Below are 17,151 nucleotides of genomic sequence, written 5' to 3' on the forward strand. Positions count from 1 at the left end.
CGTCTCGTGGCGACCGCTCGCGCCCGATCAGGCGGCGAGGGCGTCGACGTAGGCGTTGACACGATCGAGCATCCGCTCGAGCGTCATCTCGGGTAGCCGCATCAGATTCTGGACACTCATCCCGTCGATCATGGCGACGAGGTTGTCGGCCAGCTCGACCGCGTCGCCGTCGACGATCTGCCCCCGGCGTTGCCCGCCCTCGACCAGCATGCGCACCAGATCGCGCCACTGGCCGTAGAGCCGGGAGTTGATCTCCTGCAAGGTCTCGTCGCGCATACCCTGGGCCCACAGCTCCGCCCACACCCGCCAGGCCCGGATCGACTCGTCGGTGACCGGGAGATAGCTGATCGCGAGATCGCGCAGGGTGGTGAGCGCGTCGGTGTGGTGGTCCTCGAGCAGCTCCCGGCGGCTCTGCAGCGACCGCTCGTAGTTGAGCTCGAACGCTGCGTTGATCACATCGCGTTTGGACTCGAAGTAGTAGTGGATCGTTCCGGAGGACACTCCGGCCCGCTTGGCGACATCGGTCATCCGCAACGACTGCATGCCGATGTCGGCGATCACCTCACATGCCGCGGACAGGATCTGCTCGCGACGCTGGGCCTCGACGTTCGGGCGTGGCACGATCGGGACTCCTTCCGAATGGAGACGGCGCCGGGACTTCGGACCGGCCGCCGGATCGGATCGGGTGAGCGGCCCGCCCACGGTCGACATCGACGCCGGCGATACGCCATGGCCGTCCCCGGGCGGTCGGCCCGGGGACGGCCACAGCGGGTCATCTCATTCCAGATAGCCCGGCAGAATCTTCGACATCATCTGCTCGGCCTCGGCCAGGATCGTGTCGACGACGTCGCGCACCGGCGCGATCTCGTCGATGAGGCCCTGCGACTGCCCGGCCCACCACAGACCGTCGTCGAGGTTGCCCTTCTCCAGGACCTGCTCGCGTCCCCGGGCCCCGGAAGCCAGCTCGGCGACGTCGGCGAAGGTCGCATCCGGCCGGGCGCCCAGCTCCCGGATCTGCTCGGAGATCGTATTGCGGGCCACCCGCGCGGTGTTGCGGAACTCGCGGAACACGATGACGGTGTCGCGCTCGTCGTTGGCCACCAGCTGCTCCTTCACCCGCGGGTGGACCGGTGCCTCGTCGGTGGCCATGAACCGCGTACCCATGTTGATCGCATCGGCACCCAGGGCGAGTGCGGCGACCAGCCCACCGCCGGTGGCGAATCCGCCCGAGGCGACGATCGGTACGGTGAGAACCTTTGCGGCCGCAGGGATCAGGATGAGACCGGGCACGTCGTCCTCACCGGGATGCCCCGCGCACTCGAACCCGTCGATGCTGATCGCGTCCACACCCTTGCGCTCGGCCGACAAAGCATGCCGAACGCTGGTGGCCTTGTGGATCACCTTGATCCCGGCCGCCTTGAAGTCGGGCAGATGCGGTGCGGGACTCGAGCCGGCGGTCTCGACGATCTTGATGCCGGATTCGACGATCGCCGCGCGATACTCGTCGTACGGAACGGGATTGCGGGTGGGCAGGATGGTCAGATTCACCCCGAACGGCTTGTCGGTCATCGACCGCGTCCGGGTGATCTCGGCGGCCAGGGCCTCCGGCGTCGGCTGGCTCAGCGCGGTCAGGAAGCCGAGAGCTCCCGACTCCGCGACCGGCGCAACGAGTTCGGCGGTTCCCACCCCGGTCATCCCGCCGCAGACCAGCGGGTGGGGGACACCGAATTCCTGGGTGAACCGGGTTGTGATCACGTCAGTTGTCTCCTTGGGTCGAATGGTCGGCGGCGGTGACGATCAGAGGTTCCGCGAGATGATCAGGCGCATGATGTCGGAGGTGCCCTCTTCGATCTCCTCGAGCTTCACATCGCGCATCCACTGCTCCACGGGGTACTCGCGTGAGTAGCCCCAGCCGCCGAGGGTCTGCATCGCGGCGTGGGTGACGAACATGGCGGTCTCCGACGCCTGGAGCTTGGCGCGTGCGGCGAGCCCGGTGACGTCGTGGCCGGCGTCGAGCTGCCGGGCGGCATGCAGGGTCATCAGCCACGCCGACTCGATGCGGGTGGCCATGTCGGCCAGGCGGAAGGCCACCGCCTGGTGCTCGATGATCGGCTTGCCGAACTGCGTCCGCTGCCGTGCGTAGTCGAGCGCGAACTCGTAAGCCGCACGGGCAGATCCGGTGGCCGCCGCGGCCAGCACGATCCGCGAGACGTCGAAGGTCTTCATCAGGCCGGTGAACCCCTGGCCCTCCTCACCGAGGCGGTTCTCCTCGGGAACGAATGCCTTGTCGAAGAAGATCTCCCGGCACACGATGGCCCGCTGACCCATCTTCTTCATGGGGTCGCCGAAGGTCATCCCCGGGGTGTCCTTGTGGATCAGGAACGCCGACACACCCCGCGACCGCAGGCTGGTGTCGGTCTTGGCGAACACCACGTACTGGTCGGCGAGACCGGCGTTGGAGATCCAGGCCTTCTGGCCGCTGATCTCGTAGCCGCCGGAGACCCGGTCGGCGCGGGTGGTGATCGATGCGGCGTCCGAGCCGGACCCGGGTTCGGTGGTCGCCAGCGCGGTGTACAGCGGGCTCTGGCCGGTCAGCGGACGCAGCCACTTCTCCTTCTGCTCAGGGGTTCCCAGGACGAGCAGGGGATCGCCGAAGAAGCCGTTGGAGCACACGAAGTTGCCGATTCCGGGGTCGCCCCAGCACAGCACCTCCTGGACCAGGCACTGGGTGAACACGTCGGTGAAGCCGCCGCCGCCGTACTCCTCGGGCAGCATGAAGTCGGTGATACCGGCCTTGGCCGCCTTCTGGAAGATGTCGGTGGGGGAGACGGTGTCGGCCTCGTCGACCTCGCGGCCGCGCGGGCGGATCTCCTTCTCGGCGAACTCGGTGCACAGGGCGATGATGGCGCGCTGCTCGTCGGTGAGGGGCCAGTATTCGGTGGTCGTGGTCATCGATGCTCCTGGTGTTGTGGGTGATCGGATGTGCGTGAGAATCTTCGGCAGAGCGGGCTGACGTGGTGTAACGGGTGAAAACGGTTGTTGCCGAGGGTGATGCTTCGGTGCTTCAGAGATGGATCGCGGTGAGTTCGGTGAACTCGACGAGGCCTTCCACACCGAACTCGCGTCCGAATCCGGACTGTTTCCATCCCCCGAACGGTGCGTGGACGGAGAACTCGGCCTCGTTGACGAACACCTGCCCGGTGTCCAGACGGGCCGCGATGGCGGTGGCGCGGTCGGTGTCGGCCGACCACACCGCCCCGGCGAGGCCGTACGGGGTGGCGTTGGCGATCTCGATCGCGTGCTCGTCGTCGCGGTAACCGTGCACGACGAGCACCGGACCGAAGATCTCCTCCCGGCTGACCGGATGATCGGGTTCGAGTCCGGACACGATCACCGGGCCCTGGAAGTACCCGGTCGAGGGCAGCGGTCGGGGTTCGGGGGAGTCGATCCTGGCGCCCGATGCCGCGGCGGCGGCGATCCGGGTACGGACCTGCTCACGCTGGGTGGCGCTGATCAGCGGCCCGAGTTCGGTTGCGGCGTCGGTGGGATCGCCGACCACCATCTCCGCGGCACGTGCCGTCGCGATCTGCACGGCCTGCTCGACGAGGTCCTCGGGGACCAGCAGCCGGGTCCAGGCGCTGCAGGTCTGCCCGGTGTTGAGCATGCAGGCGTCGACGCTCCAGCGCACCGCGGTGGTGAGATCGGCGTCGTCGCAGACGATGCTCGCCGACTTGCCGCCGAGTTCGAGGGTCACCCGCGCCACCCGGTCGACGGCCGCGGTGGCCACCGCCCGCCCGACCCGGGTGGAGCCGGTGAACGAGACCAGGGCGACCCCGGGATGGGCGGCCAGTCCGGCACCGACATCAACACCGGTGCCGGGGACGAGGTTGACGACGCCGGGCGGCAGGCCGGCCTCGAGGGTCGCCTCGGCGAACAGATACGCCGACAGCGGGGTGAGCTCGGATGGCTTGTGCACCATGGTGGTTCCCGCGGCCAGTGCGGCCCCGGCCTTCGCCGCGAGCTGGTAGAACGGATAGTTCCACGGCGTGATGAGCCCCACCACGCCGGCGGCCCGGTGCAGCAGCCGCACGTTGTCGCGGGTCTGGACGAAGTCGAAGGTTCGCGCGTAACCGGCTGCGGCCGAGAGGATGTCGAGCGAGGCGTCGACATGCCATTCACGGGCGACGGCGATCGGGGCCCCGACCTCGGCGACGGTGAGGTCCACCAGCTCGTCGCGGTGGGACCGCAGCACCTCGACCAGACGGTCGATGTGATCGGCCCGGACCGGCGGTGGCGTCGACGACCAGGCGGGCAATGCCGCTGTCGCGGCCGCGACGGCCTCGTCCACATCGCCCGGACCGCACAGCGCTCCGGTACCGACATACTCTGTGGTCGCAGGGTTCTCGACGTCGAGGGTGGCGGCGACCGGCTTCCATCGGCCGCCGATCAGGGCGTCGTCGCGGTCGGTTCTCATCGTGGTCCCTCGGTGTCTGCGCGGCGGACGACGAGTGCGTCGGCGGCGAGTGACCCGCCGGGACCGACCCGGACGGGATTGATCTCGAGTTCGGCGATGGTGTCGTCGGCGACGAGGATCTCCGAGACCCGGGCGATCACCGCCGCCAGGGAATCGATGTCGACGGCGGGTTTGCCGCGCCACCCGGTGAGCAGCCGCCATGACGTCAGGGTGGTCAGCATGTCCCGGGCGGTGGCGACGTCGACCGGTGCGAGCTCGGTGCGTACGTCCTGCCAGAGTTCGGCCTCGGTGCCGCCGCCACCGACGGTGATGGTGGGGCCGAGGTCGCGGTCGCGGCGTGCCCCGACGAGGATCTCCACCACGTTGCGGTCGGTGTCCTGCTCTTCGAGGACGTACTCGCCGTGCCCCAGTCGTTGTTGCATGTCGAGCAGTGCCGCGGTGGCCAGCGCCGCATCGGCCAGTCCGAGGGCGATCCCGCCGACCTCGGTCTTGTGGGCGATCCAGCCTGCCTTGAGTACGTAGGGGGCGGTCAGCTCCGCGGTGGCGGCCTCGACGTCGGCGCCGCAGGTCACCGTGCGTGCGGGGGCGAACCGGATCCCGTGTTGTTGCAACGAGTCCCGGGCGTTGCCGTAGGTGTCCGACGGGCCGAGCCGGATCGGGTCGAGCGGGGCGACGGTGCGGCCCTGGTGGATGCGCGCGAGGTTGGCGTGGCCGAGGGAGCGCAGGGCGCGTGCGATGTCGTGGTGCACCGGGATGCCGTGGTCGCGCAGCCGGTACACGGTGGGGGAGTCGGCGCTCATGCTGTGCACGATGAGCGGGACCCGATGCAACGCGACGAGATCGGCCAGCTCGTCGGCGACGTCGAGTTCGAGCGGGACCAGGCTCGGGGTGTCGGTGCCGTAGCACCCGAAGTAGCCGGTCAGGATCACCGCGTCGACCTCGCCGGAGGACGCGAGGGTCCGGTACATCTGCGCATAGGTGCGCAGGTCGGCCTCCCCGGCACCGGCCAGGTCGATCGGATTGGACGTCGCCGCCGCGTCGTTGAGGTGGCGGTGCAGCTCGGTCTGGAGATCGGCCGACAGGGAGGGGACATCGAGGTCGACGCGGCTGGCGACGTCGGCGGCGATCCCGCCCTGGCCGCCGCTGTCGCTGACGATGGCGACGCGGTTGCCGGCCGGGACGCCCACCGATCCGAGGAGCCCGGCCAGGTCGACCAGTTCGAGGGGGGTGTCCACCCGCACCGCGCCGGCGGCCCGGCAGGCCGCGTCGATCAGGTCGGTCGACGAGGTCAGCGATCCGGTGTGGCTGGCCGCCAGTCGTCGGCTGCTCTCGCTGGCACCGGTCGACAGGACGATCACCGGCTTTCCGGCATCACGGAGCTTACGCAGTGCCGCAACGATTTCCGGTCCGTCACCGAAGCTCTCGAGATAGACCGCCACCGCCTCGGTGGCGGTGTGCGAGACCAGGTCGTCGAGCACCTCGCGGGCGCTGACGTCCCACTGGTTGCCGACCGACACGAACCGCGAGACACCGAGCCCGGCGTCGTCGGCGAATCCGGCGATCTCCGAGCCGAGCTGGCCGCTCTGCGAGACGATCGCCAACGCGCCCTTGGTGAACTCGCCCCATGCCAGCTGGAGGTCTGACTCGGCGTCGAAGAGTCCCAGGCTGTTGGGCCCCACCATCCGGGCGCCGTGCAGGTCGAGCACGTCGCGGACGGCGTCGGGTGCACTCAGGGCGGCGGTGATGGTCAGGAATGCCTTGGTGCCGAGTGCGGCGGCATCGCTCACCACGCCGGCCACATGGTTTCCGGGGACACAGACGACGACCAGTTCGGGGACGCCCGGCAGGTCGGTGATGTCGGCGTAGGTGCGATGGCCGAGGACGTCGTTGCCGGTGCGGTTGACCAGCCAGACCTCACGTTGGGTGAGTCCCTTGAGAGCGCCCTTGGCGATCCAGTGGCCCCACTTGGTCGGATCTGCTGATGCCCCGACCACCGCCACCGATCGCGGGGTGCGGAAGGCGGCGAACGCGGCGTCGGTGGGCTGGGCGGTCGCCAGACCGTTGCTTGCACTCAAGGGATGTCCTTTCGCGGGACCGGGAAGGTGGGACGGCGGGAAGCGGCATCGCATCGTTGTCGTGCCTGGTGGCGGAGGGTGTCGAGCCGGTGGTGACGGCTGCGGTCCGACTCCGTCCGTCGGGGTGTGATGAACGAAAACTAGCGATAACTGGTCCGTCAGTCAACTATTTTTTTCGACTTTTCCGATTTCCTGTACACGGGGCACCTTCATCGGTTTAGATCCTGACTGACGCGTTGATCAGTAATTCGCCGAATCATCGTCGCCGCCCGTCACGGAGTGGCGCGAGACATCACAATGAGTGCAGCCGCAGACGCAGTTCTGCGCGTGCGGTGCTCAGGGCAGTCAAGGAGTCAGACCGATGACACGAAGTACACCTCCCGCCGGGCCGGCGGAGTACGAGAGCGAACTCGACCGACGGATCCGTCTTCTGGAGTCCGAGGGGACCGAGGAGTCCGTACTCGACGACCTGCCGATCCGGGACCTCGTGTGCGCGGTGGTCGGACTCGCGGTGATCGTGGTGGCGATGGTCGCGTGGGGGTACCCGTGGTGAGCACCCCGGACACGACGGGCGGCCATGGGAACGACCGCGATACCGAGGCGGGCCGACGCGTCGAGAAGGGTGGGGGGCAAGGTCACGACGCCGCCACCAACGAGCAGCCGCTGCTGCGGTCCGAACGGATCTGGTCGTTCCGCAAGTTCAGCGGGATGAACATCACCTTCTCCATCGCCACGTGGGCGTTCCTGCAGGGCGGTGCGGTCGCGGCCTTCGTCGGCGCGAAGGCGGCGATCGCGAGCATCGTCATCGGATACGGCATCAGCGTGCTGCTGGTGTCCCTGGCTCCGTGCATCCCCACCGCGAAATACGGCTTCGAGATGTTCTACGGACTCCGGAGCATCTTCGGTCCGCGCGGCATCAAGGTGATCATGGTGGTGATCGCCATCGAACTCGCCGCGTGGGTCGCACTCCTGGGCATCACGGTGGGCCACTCGGCGACCAACGTGGCCGACTCCCTCACCGGATCGTCGTGGGCGACGTCGTCGGCGGTGGTCACGATCGCCGCACTCATCGCGATCGTCCTGTCCTGGGTGCTGCTGTCCAAGGGGCCCGAGCGGGTGGGTCGCGTCGGCGACATCGCGGCGCCGGTACTCGTGGCCATCACCGTCGCGATGCTCGTGATGATCTTCACCAAGGTGTCGGTGTCGGAGCTGTTCGCCGCCGAGCCGCTGGTCCCGATGGAGAACAAACACCTCGCCTTCATGATCGCCGTCGAGCTGAACATCGCGGGCGGGTTCGCCTGGTATCCGGCCATCGGCAACCTCGCCCGACTCACCAACACCCCCCGGGCCTCGTTCTGGCCCAACATGCTCGGCCTGTTCGCCGCGTCGTCGTTCGCCGCGATCGTCGGTGCCTTCGCCGCGCTGACGCTGGGATCCGACGACCCGACGGTCTGGATGATCCCCCTCGGCGGTGCGGTCCTGGGCATCCTGATCCTGGCGTTCATCGCCTTCGCGAACCTGACGAGCATGGTCACACAGGCCTACTCCGCGCTCATGGTGACGCTCGGGATCAACACGTCCATCAAGAAGATCCCGTGGGTGCTGCTCACCGCGCTGTTCCTGGTGCCGGTGGGGGTGATCTGTTTGTTCCCCGGTTTCCTCTACGACAGCTACGGGCGCTTCCTCACCTGGGTCGCCACCCTGATGGCACCGCTGTGCGCCATCCAGCTGGTCGACTTCTTCATCCTCCGGCGTCGTCGGATCGACCTGCGCCAGCTGTATGCCGATGTCGGGGTGTCGAACTACACCTACTGGCGCGGCTGGAACCCCGTCGCCTTCGGTGCCCTGGCGCTGGGTGTGGCCACCTATGTCACGATGCTGCACCCGGTCAGCTACGAACCCAATCCCGGCTTCCAGTACCTGGGGGCGTCCCTGCCGTCGTTCCTGGTGGCGGGCACCTCATATCTGCTGGGCACCGTGTTGATCAACCGGCCGGCCGGGCGGGGTGGTTACCGCCCGGTCCCGGAACCGGCATCGGCGCAGCGGGATTCACGCAGTCCCGCCGCCACCCGTTGAGACCCGAGGGCCGATGAACATGAACAGAACGGAACGGAACGCGGTATGACCACGGTGCGAGGAGCCGTCCTCGAGGGAACACGGCAGGTACGAGTACGTGAGGTCCACCTCGACGGACCCGGACGCGACGAGGTCGAGGTGGAGGTGGTGGCCGCCGGGGTCTGTCACTCGGATCTGCATGTGGTGACCGGGGAATGGGAGGTCGCCACACCGACCGTCCTCGGCCACGAAGGATCCGGTGTGGTCACCGCGGTGGGGGAGGGCGTCACCGCGCTCGAGGTGGGCGATCACGTGGTGCTGTCCTGGGTCGCCAACTGCACCCGGTGCCGACAGTGCCTGGCCGGCAGGCCGGTCCAGTGCAGCACCTATGCCGAGATCATCAGCCCCCGTGGGGTTCTCTTCGACGGGACCAGCCGCCTCGGCGTCGACGGTGAGACCGCCTACCACTACCTCGGGGTGTCGTCCTTCGCCGACCGGGTGGTGGTCCCGGCCACCGGGGCGATCAAGGTTCGCAAAGACGCACCGCTGCAAGACATCGCACTCCTGGGCTGCGGCGTGGCGACCGGTGTCGGTGCGGTCCGCAACACCGCTCAGGTCACCCCGGGGTCGACGGTCGCCGTGATCGGTTGCGGCGGCGTCGGACTCTCGTGCATCCAGGGTGCGCGCAATGCCGGTGCGGCCACCATCGTCGCCGTCGACGTCGTCGCATCCAAACTCGACCTCGCGCGCGTGCTGGGCGCCACCGAGACCGTCGACACCGCCGGCGTCGCCGATCCCGGTGCGGCACTTCGCGAGGTGATGCCGGGCGGCTTCGACTTCGTCTTCGACGCCATCGGCCGCGTCTCGACCACCGAGACCGCGATTGCCGCACTGGCACTCGGCGGGGCGGCCGTCATCGTCGGCATGCCGCCGACCGGCAGCGTCGCCCGGTTCGACCCGCTCGCGCTCGCCGCCGCCGACCAGCGGATCCTCGGATGCAACTACGGCTCGATCGTGCCCTCCCGCGACATCCCCGACCTGGTGGACGACGTCATGGACGGCCGCATCGATCTGGCCTCGATGATCTCGGCCCGACGGCCGTTGTCGGAGGCCGCCGACGCGCTCGCCGACCTGGAAGGCGGTGGCGCACTGCGGCAGTTGCTCATCCCCTGAGTGATCCGATCAGCGGGCCGGTGCGCGCTCGTCGGGGTCGGGGCTGTGGGTGCCGGCCCCATCCGGGTGCCCCGCCGCCAGATCCGTTCGGTGCGCACCGGATTCGCTGACGGCGGCATGCTCCACGGTCAACAGGCTTGCGGCACTGTGCTCCTCGCGGTAGGCGGTCTCTCCGCCACGCGCACCGAAGAGTCGTTTGCGCCAGATCAGCCACACCACCGCGGCCACGTTGACCACCAGCAGGCCGACACGGACGACGGTGACCCGCTCGGTGAGTTCGTAGACCTCGAGCGGGATGAAGACACTGGTGACGACCACCGCGAAGTACTCACCCCAGCGTCGGGCGAACCACAGCCCGTAACACTCCACGAATTCGCTTGCCGCATAGACGATGAGCGCACACCCGAGCAGGACGATGGTGGTGGACGACAAGGTGAACGCCCGCTCGATCAGCTGCACCACCCGGGAATCGTCGATGTTCCAGCCGACCTGGTCGGCGATCGGCTTCAGCAGCGGCAACTCGGCGTCGAACTTCTCGGACAGCGTCTGCTGACTGTGCCGGATCTCGATCACCAGAATCCCGGCGATCAACAGGAACAACCCGCGCAGCAGTCGCTCGACGGCGAGCAGGCGCATGATGATCAGATCCCGCAGCAAAGCGCCGCGCGGGACCTCCGGCGCCGCGTCGGCCGGACCGCTACCACGGGGCGGACCGGCCACGAAGTCACCACACCGCAGACAACGCCACGCCTGCCCCGCCGCGCTGTCCACATGCAGCCCGTCGGCGAGGGCCGGCTCGTCCGGCCGATAGGTGTGATGGCCGCGAACGCCGCACGACAGCAGTTCCCAGTTCATTGGCCGAGAATAGGGGACCGACGTCGGTCGGGGTCGGCTTCATGGTCACGTGCCGCTGCGAGCGTCGGGGGTGGTTGCGTCCCGGGGTGGGCTGCGGAGATCTCGACACGGGTCCTCGCCCTGGGGGCTCGGTCCCGGCTCGATCGGCAATGGTGGTTGCGTCTCGGGGTGGGCTGCGGAGATCTCGACACGGGTCCTCGCCTTGGGGGCTCGGTCCCGGCTCGATCGGCAATGGTGGTTGCGTCCCGGGGTGGGCTGCGGAGATCTCGACACGGGTCCTCGCCTTGGGGGCTCGGTCCCGGCTCGATCGGCAATGGTGGTTGCGTCCCGGGGTGGGCTGCGGAGATCTCGACACGGGTCCTCGCCCTGGAGGCTCGGTCCCGGCTCGATCATCGGGGGGAGTGGGATCTCGACTGGGGTCCTCGCCTTGGGGGCTCGGTCCCGGCTCGATCATCGGGGGGAGTGGGATCTCGACTCGGGTCCTCGCCCTGGGGGCTCGGTCCCGGCTCGATCAGCGAGGTGGGTGGGGGCATCGATTTGGTCCTGAGCTCGGTGTTCTCTACACTAGAGCGGTTGCCTGTGCACTTCAGGTGCTCGGGACACAACTGAATAGTCTCCGGTGCCGGCGAAAAGCCAAGGGCACCGGCGACGAGAACCTTCAGATACAACTATCCACTTCGTGGAAGGCCCACCGCAGGTCAGGGATGAAAATCCCGGTACTGCGTTGTATGGGAACCGCTACGAGAAAGGTTGACGGTCAACCATGACCATGACTGACCCGATCGCAGACTTCTTGACGCGTCTGCGTAACGCCAACTCGGCGTTCCATGACGAGGTGACTCTTCCCTCGTCGAAGATCAAGGTGAACATCGCCGAGATCCTCAAGCGTGAGGGCTACATCACCGACTACCGCGTCGAGGACGCGGAGGTCGGCAAGAGCCTCGTCGTCACCCTCAAGTACGGCCCCAGCCGTGAGCGCAGCATCGCCGGTCTGCGTCGCGTGTCCAAGCCGGGTCTGCGTGTGTACGCCAAGTCCAACAACCTGCCCAAGGTCCTCGGCGGCCTCGGCGTGGCGATCATCTCCACGTCGTCCGGTCTGCTCACCGATCGTCAGGCAGCCAACCAGGGTGTGGGCGGCGAAGTCCTCGCCTACGTCTGGTAAGGGAGGTAGCAACACATGTCACGTATCGGTAAGAACCCGATCCAGATCCCGGCCGGTGTCACCGTCTCCGTCGACGGTCAGAACGTCACTGTCAAGGGACCCAAGGGTGAGCTCACCCACGCCGTCACCGAGCCGATCGCCGTCGCCCAGGAAGACGGCGCCATCGTGGTGACCCGCCCCAACGACGAGCGTCGCAGCCGTGCCCTGCACGGACTGAACCGCACGCTGGTCGCCAACCTGGTCACCGGCGTCACGCAGGGCTACACCAAGAAGATGGAGATCTTCGGTGTCGGTTACCGCGTGCAGGCCAAGGGCCGTGACCTCGAGTTCGCACTCGGGTACAGCCATCCCGTGCCGATCGAGGCTCCCGAGGGCATCACCTTTGCCGTCGAGTCGCCCACCAAGTTCTCGGTGTCGGGTATCGACAAGCAGCAAGTCGGCGAGATCTCGGCGGTCATCCGCCGCCTGCGTCGTCCGGACCCCTACAAGGGCAAGGGCATTCGCTACGAGGGTGAGCAGATCCGTCGCAAGGTCGGAAAGACGGGTAAGTAAGCCATGAGTGATACCGCAACCAAGAACGATCGCAAGCCCCTCGGCAAGGACGTCTCGACCCGTCGTCGCACCGCGACCACCCGTCGTCACTTCCGCCTGCGCAAGAAGGTCTCCGGCACGCCGGAGCGTCCGCGCATGGCCGTCAAGCGCTCGAGCCGTCACATCCACGTTCAGGTCATCGACGACCTGGCCGGCAAGACCCTGGCCGCCGCGTCGACCATCGAGGCCGACGTCCGCGCCGCCGGTGGCGACAAGTCGGCCCAGGCCCGCAAGGTCGGCGAGCTGATCGCCGCCCGCGCCAAGGCTGCCGGTGTCGAGGCCGTCGTGTTCGACCGTGGTGGCAAGGAGTACCACGGCCGGATCGCCGCACTCGCCGACGCCGCCCGCGAGGGAGGTCTGAGCTTCTGATGACCACTCTTATCCTCACCAACATGACCGGAGGGAACCTCTGATGCCCGGACGTCAGCGTGTCGGCGGAAACGGACCCGCCGGTAACGACAACAACAACCCGAACGCCGGTGGCGATCGCAACGACCGTCGCGGTGGCCGCGACCGTCGTGGCGGTGACCGCGGTGGCCGCGACCAGGATCGCAACCAGCTCGAGCGCGTCGTCACGATCAACCGTGTCTCCAAGGTGGTCAAGGGTGGCCGCCGGTTCTCCTTCACCGCCCTCGTGGTGGTCGGTGACGGCCAGGGCATGGTCGGCGTCGGCTACGGCAAGGCCAAGGAAGTTCCGGCCGCGATCCAGAAGGGCGTCGAAGAGGCTCGCAAGAACTTCTTCCGCGTTCCGCTGATCGGTGGCACCGTGACCCACCCGGTCCAGGGCGAGGCCGCTGCCGGTGTCGTGATGCTGCGTCCGGCCAGCCCGGGTACCGGTGTGATCGCCGGTGGCGCCGTGCGTGCCGTGCTCGAGTGCGCCGGTGTGCGTGACGTGCTGGCCAAGAGCCTCGGCTCGGACAACGCCATCAACGTCGTCCACGCGACCGTGGCAGCCCTGAAGATGCTGCAGCGTCCGGAAGAGGTCGCCGCACGTCGTGGTCTGCCGATCGAAGATGTCGCTCCCGCGGGCATGCTCCGGGCGCGCGCAGGGCAGGGAGTCTAACCATGGCCGAGCTGAAGATCACCCAGATCAAGGGCACCATCGGTACCAAGAAGAACCAGCGTGACAGCCTGCGGACCCTCGGACTGAAGGGCATCCGCAAGAGCGTCACCCGCGAGGACAATGCGGTCAATCGCGGCCTCATCAACGTGGTGCGGCACCTCGTGACAGTCGAAGAGGTTAAGTAATGACCATCAAGCTCCATCACCTTCGCCCCGCACCGGGCGCGAAGACCGAGAAGACTCGCGTGGGTCGCGGTGAGGGCTCCAAGGGTAAGACCGCCGGTCGCGGCACCAAGGGCACCAAGGCCCGCAAGAACGTCCCCGCCGGCTTCGAGGGCGGCCAGATGCCGATCCACATGCGGCTGCCGAAGCTCAAGGGCTTCACCAACCGCAACCGGGTCGAGTACCAGGTCGTCAACGTCGGCGACATCGCGAAGCTGTTCCCGCAGGGCGGCACCATCGGCGTCGACGAGCTCGTCGCCGCGGGTGCGGTTCGCAAGAACCAGCTCGTGAAGGTCCTGGGCGACGGTGAGCTGGGCGTGGCGGTCAACGTCACCGCCAACAAGTTCACCGCGTCGGCCAAAGAGAAGATCGCCGCTGCCGGTGGCAGCGTGACCGAGCTCTGACATATCCGATATGTGCCGGGTCCGCAGTGGGAGGCGAGCAATCGCCCCTGCTGCGGACTTCGGTGTTCTGTCGTCATCGGTGAGGCGGTCCGCCGCGGATGTCGTGCGATCGTCGGAACACGACGACGTCACAGCGTCCGTCTGACCGGCATCGATCCGACGGCTGTTAGAGTTTCACACGGTGTTGCCCAGCAACCCGATCAACGTCGATAGCCGAGCACGTGCAACCGGGATCCCGGTGACCCTGATGCGTGGTCGTCCAAGGAGGAATTAGTGCTCTCCCCCCTCGTCGCGGCCTTTCGGACGCCCGATCTGAGGAAGAAGATCCTCTTCGTCGTCGGCATCATCGTGCTCTATCGACTGGGTGCGACGGTTCCGTCACCGGGAGTGAACTACAAGGTCGTCCACGAGTGCCTCGACACGCTCAACAGCGGTGGCGGCAACCAGGTCTACTCGCTGATCAACCTGTTCTCCGGCGGCGCGCTGCTTCAGCTGTCGGTGTTCGCGATCGGCATCATGCCCTACATCACGGCGAGCATCATCGTGCAGCTGCTGACCGTGGTCATCCCGCGCTTCGAACAGTTGCGCAAGGAAGGCCAGTCCGGGCAGGCCAAGATGACGCAGTACACCCGCTACCTGACGGTGGCGCTGGCATTGCTGCAGGCCACCGGCATCGTCGCGCTCGCCGACCGCGGAAATCTGCTGCCGTCCAACTGTGATCAGCCGCTCAACGACCAGTCCATCTTCGGTCTGGCGATCATCGTGCTGGTCATGACCGCCGGTGCCTGCCTGGTCATGTGGTTCGGTGAGCTGATCACCGAGCGCGGCATCGGCAACGGTATGTCGCTGCTGATCTTCGCCGGTATCGCCGCCCGCATCCCCGCCGAGGGACGCACCATCCTCACCAGCCGCGGTGGCCTCGTCTTCGCCCTCGTGTGTCTGGCCGCACTCATCATCGTCGTCGGCGTGGTGTTCATCGAGCAGGGCCAGCGCCGGATTCCGGTGCAGTACGCCAAGCGCATGGTGGGCCGCAAGATGTACGGCGGGTCGTCGACGTACCTGCCCCTGAAGGTCAACCAGGCCGGTGTCATCCCGGTGATCTTCGCGTCATCGCTGCTGTACCTGCCGCAGCTGATCGTGGAACTCACCAGGGGGACGGACGCCCCCAACGGGTGGCAGCAGTGGGTCATGACGTACCTGACCGACCCGAGCAATTACGTCTACATCATCGTCTACTTCCTGATGATCATCTTCTTCACGTACTTCTACGTGGCGGTGACCTTCAATCCGGAAGAACGCGCCGATGACATGAAGAAGTACGGCGGCTTCATCCCAGGGATTCGTCCCGGTCAACCGACCGCTGACTACCTCGGATATGTGCTGAGCCGCATCACCCTGCCAGGCTCCATCTACCTGGGTATCATCGCCGTACTGCCGAACCTGTTCCTCGAGATCGGGAACAGCGGTGGTGTACAGAACCTGCCATTTGGGGGCACGGCCGTCCTGATCATGGTCGGTGTGGGTCTGGACACCATGAAGCAGATCAACAGTCAATTGATGCAACGCAAGTACGAAGGATTCCTGAAGTGAGACTTGTCATTCTCGGCCCCCCCGGAGCAGGTAAGGGTACCCAGGCGGAACTGCTGAGCGAAGCGCTCGGCATCCCGCACATCTCCACCGGAGACCTGTTCCGCGCGAACATCTCACAGGGAACGCCGGTCGGTATCGAGGCCAAGCGTTACCTCGACGCCGGTGACCTCGTGCCGTCGGAGATCACCGTCGACATGGTTCGGGCCCGCGTGTCCGAGCCGGACGCCGCCAAGGGCTTCATCCTCGACGGGTTCCCGCGGTCCACCGAGCAGGCAGACGCCCTCAAGGACATCCTCGCCGCCGGCGGCGGATCGCTCGACGCGGTGCTGTCGTTCGTCGTCGACGCCGACGTCGTGGTGGAGCGGATGCTCGCCCGCGGCCGCGCCGACGACACCGAGGCCGTCATCCGCAACCGCATGTCGGTGTACCAGTCGGAGACCGCGCCGCTGCTCGACTACTACGGCGACCAGGTCAAGACGATCGACGCCGTCGGCGACATCAACGATGTGCACCAGCGCGTGCTGAGCGCTCTCGGGGCGGGCGTCTCCTAGGAGACACACTCTCGCGAGACACCACAGTGATCTCCCGACGCCGGGCCACACCGATCGATCGGTGTGGCCCGGCGTCCTATTTGCTCAAGGGGTTTGGACATGGGATTCCGTAAGAAGCGCGTACCGTTCCGCAGCGCGGGCGAACTCGACGCGATGGCCGCAGCCGGTGCGATCGTCGGGGCCGCGCTCGTCGCCGTGCGCGATGCCGCGAAGGTCGGTGTGAGCACACTCGACCTCGACGAGGTGGCCGAGACCGTCATCCGTGAGGCCGGGGCCGTGCCGTCGTTCAAGGGCTACCACGGTTTTCCCGGGTCGATCTGCTCGTCGGTCAACGACGTGGTGGTACACGGAATCCCGTCGGCCGACGTGGTGCTCGCCGAGGGTGACCTCGTGTCGATCGACTGCGGTGCCATCCTGGACGGCTGGCATGGGGACTCCGCCTGGACCTTCGGCGTGGGCACACTCTCACCGGAGGACACCGAACTGTCGGAGGCCACCCGGCTGTCCATGGAGGCCGGGATCGCGGCGATGATCGAGGGCAACCGGCTCACCGACATCTCGCACGCGATCGAGAACGGCACCCACGACGCCGAGCGGAAGTTCGGCAGGCCCTTCGGCATCGTCGACGGTTACGGCGGACACGGAATCGGCCGCGAGATGCACATGGATCCGTTCCTGGCCAACGAGGGTGCACCCGGCAAGGGCCCGCACCTGGTGATCGGGTCGACCCTGGCGATCGAACCGATGCTGACCCTCGGCACCTGCGACACCTCGGTGCTCGACGACGACTGGACCGTCGTCACCGACGACGGCACCCGCTCGGCCCACTGGGAACACACCGTCGCCGTCACCGCCGACGGCCCACGCATCCTGACCCCGCGACCCGCAGGGGCCTGACACCGCAACCTCTCTGCCACACCGGCCGGTCCGGGCGGCC

General features: G+C 67.4%; 18 protein-coding genes. 12 read left to right on the top strand and 6 right to left on the bottom strand.

Going from position 1 to position 17,151, the window contains the following annotated elements; genetic code table 11:
• Positions 1–27 precede the first annotated feature (27 nt).
• The 5 genes from Q9K23_RS19555 to Q9K23_RS19575 all read right to left on the bottom strand — a co-directional run bounded on the left by Q9K23_RS19555 (position 28) and on the right by Q9K23_RS19575 (position 6,549).
• A complete protein-coding gene (locus Q9K23_RS19555; RefSeq protein ID WP_053776727.1) occupies positions 28–621 on the bottom strand; it encodes a TetR/AcrR family transcriptional regulator in 594 nt (197 codons plus the stop codon).
• 156 nt (positions 622–777) lie between these two features.
• Positions 778–1,755, bottom strand: a complete 978-nt coding sequence (locus tag Q9K23_RS19560) for a nitronate monooxygenase (RefSeq protein WP_020790948.1) — start codon at positions 1,753–1,755, stop codon at positions 778–780.
• 42 nt (positions 1,756–1,797) lie between these two features.
• The gene (locus Q9K23_RS19565) at positions 1,798–2,952 is read right to left on the bottom strand and encodes an acyl-CoA dehydrogenase family protein (RefSeq protein ID WP_020790946.1); all 1,155 of its coding nucleotides are present in this window, start codon (positions 2,950–2,952) and stop codon (positions 1,798–1,800) included.
• A gap of 112 nt (positions 2,953–3,064) precedes the next feature.
• Positions 3,065–4,474 (bottom strand): aldehyde dehydrogenase family protein, encoded by a 1,410-nt coding sequence (locus Q9K23_RS19570; protein ID WP_059035355.1) that lies wholly within the window; start codon positions 4,472–4,474, stop codon positions 3,065–3,067.
• Positions 4,471–6,549, bottom strand: coding sequence for an acetate--CoA ligase family protein (locus Q9K23_RS19575; RefSeq protein ID WP_238404005.1), 2,079 nt, complete (start codon positions 6,547–6,549; stop codon positions 4,471–4,473). The genes Q9K23_RS19570 and Q9K23_RS19575 overlap by 4 nt, the downstream gene beginning before the upstream one ends.
• Before the next feature lie 361 nt (positions 6,550–6,910).
• Here Q9K23_RS19575 and Q9K23_RS19580 point away from each other — a divergent pair, with 361 nt between their 5' ends.
• From Q9K23_RS19580 to Q9K23_RS19590, 3 genes are read left to right on the top strand one after another with little or no spacing between them, the layout of a single operon-like run.
• Positions 6,911–7,102, top strand: a complete 192-nt coding sequence (locus Q9K23_RS19580) for a hypothetical protein (protein ID WP_020790300.1) — start codon at positions 6,911–6,913, stop codon at positions 7,100–7,102.
• On the top strand, positions 7,099–8,625 hold the full coding sequence (locus Q9K23_RS19585; protein WP_222838366.1) for a cytosine permease: 1,527 nt from the start codon (positions 7,099–7,101) through the stop codon (positions 8,623–8,625). Before Q9K23_RS19580 ends, Q9K23_RS19585 begins: the two co-directional genes overlap by 4 nt.
• A gap of 45 nt (positions 8,626–8,670) precedes the next feature.
• Positions 8,671–9,777 carry an alcohol dehydrogenase catalytic domain-containing protein gene (locus Q9K23_RS19590; protein WP_305950248.1) on the top strand — a complete coding sequence of 369 codons (1,107 nt, stop codon included), beginning with the start codon at positions 8,671–8,673 and terminating at the stop codon, positions 9,775–9,777.
• 9 nt (positions 9,778–9,786) lie between these two features.
• Here the strand turns inward: Q9K23_RS19590 and Q9K23_RS19595 are convergent, their stop codons facing one another.
• Positions 9,787–10,632, bottom strand: coding sequence for a DUF2127 domain-containing protein (locus Q9K23_RS19595; protein WP_020793066.1), 846 nt, complete (start codon positions 10,630–10,632; stop codon positions 9,787–9,789).
• 763 nt (positions 10,633–11,395) lie between these two features.
• Here Q9K23_RS19595 and rpsH point away from each other — a divergent pair.
• The 9 genes from rpsH (at position 11,396) to map (ending at position 17,111) form a co-directional block, all read left to right on the top strand.
• Positions 11,396–11,794 carry a 30S ribosomal protein S8 gene (gene rpsH / locus Q9K23_RS19600; protein WP_053778034.1) on the top strand — a complete coding sequence of 133 codons (399 nt, stop codon included), beginning with the start codon at positions 11,396–11,398 and terminating at the stop codon, positions 11,792–11,794.
• Between the two features lie 15 nt (positions 11,795–11,809).
• Positions 11,810–12,346: a 50S ribosomal protein L6 gene (rplF, locus tag Q9K23_RS19605; protein WP_053778035.1), complete on the top strand. Its 537-nt coding sequence runs from the start codon at positions 11,810–11,812 to the stop codon at positions 12,344–12,346.
• Between the two features lie 3 nt (positions 12,347–12,349).
• Positions 12,350–12,754, top strand: a complete 405-nt coding sequence (rplR, locus tag Q9K23_RS19610; protein WP_053778036.1) for a 50S ribosomal protein L18 — start codon at positions 12,350–12,352, stop codon at positions 12,752–12,754.
• A 43-nt stretch (positions 12,755–12,797) separates the two neighbouring features.
• The gene (gene rpsE, locus Q9K23_RS19615) at positions 12,798–13,448 is read left to right on the top strand and encodes a 30S ribosomal protein S5 (RefSeq protein ID WP_020789573.1); all 651 of its coding nucleotides are present in this window, start codon (positions 12,798–12,800) and stop codon (positions 13,446–13,448) included.
• Positions 13,449–13,450: 2 nt separating this feature from the next.
• Positions 13,451–13,633, top strand: a complete 183-nt coding sequence (gene rpmD, locus Q9K23_RS19620) for a 50S ribosomal protein L30 (protein ID WP_020789576.1) — start codon at positions 13,451–13,453, stop codon at positions 13,631–13,633.
• On the top strand, positions 13,633–14,073 hold the full coding sequence (gene rplO / locus Q9K23_RS19625; protein ID WP_020789578.1) for a 50S ribosomal protein L15: 441 nt from the start codon (positions 13,633–13,635) through the stop codon (positions 14,071–14,073). The genes rpmD and rplO overlap by 1 nt, the downstream gene beginning before the upstream one ends.
• A gap of 273 nt (positions 14,074–14,346) precedes the next feature.
• Entirely contained in the window at positions 14,347–15,663 is a 1,317-nt protein-coding gene (gene secY, locus Q9K23_RS19630; RefSeq protein WP_020789574.1) for a preprotein translocase subunit SecY, read from the top strand.
• Positions 15,660–16,214, top strand: a complete 555-nt coding sequence (locus tag Q9K23_RS19635) for an adenylate kinase (protein WP_020789577.1) — start codon at positions 15,660–15,662, stop codon at positions 16,212–16,214. The genes secY and Q9K23_RS19635 overlap by 4 nt, the downstream gene beginning before the upstream one ends.
• A 99-nt stretch (positions 16,215–16,313) precedes the next feature.
• Entirely contained in the window at positions 16,314–17,111 is a 798-nt protein-coding gene (gene map, locus Q9K23_RS19640) for a type I methionyl aminopeptidase (RefSeq protein ID WP_020789575.1), read from the top strand.
• Positions 17,112–17,151 lie beyond the last annotated feature (40 nt).

The sequence above is a fragment of the Gordonia sp. NB41Y genome (genome assembly GCF_030718915.1).
Classification (GTDB): Bacteria; Actinomycetota; Actinomycetes; order Mycobacteriales; family Mycobacteriaceae; genus Gordonia; species Gordonia desulfuricans.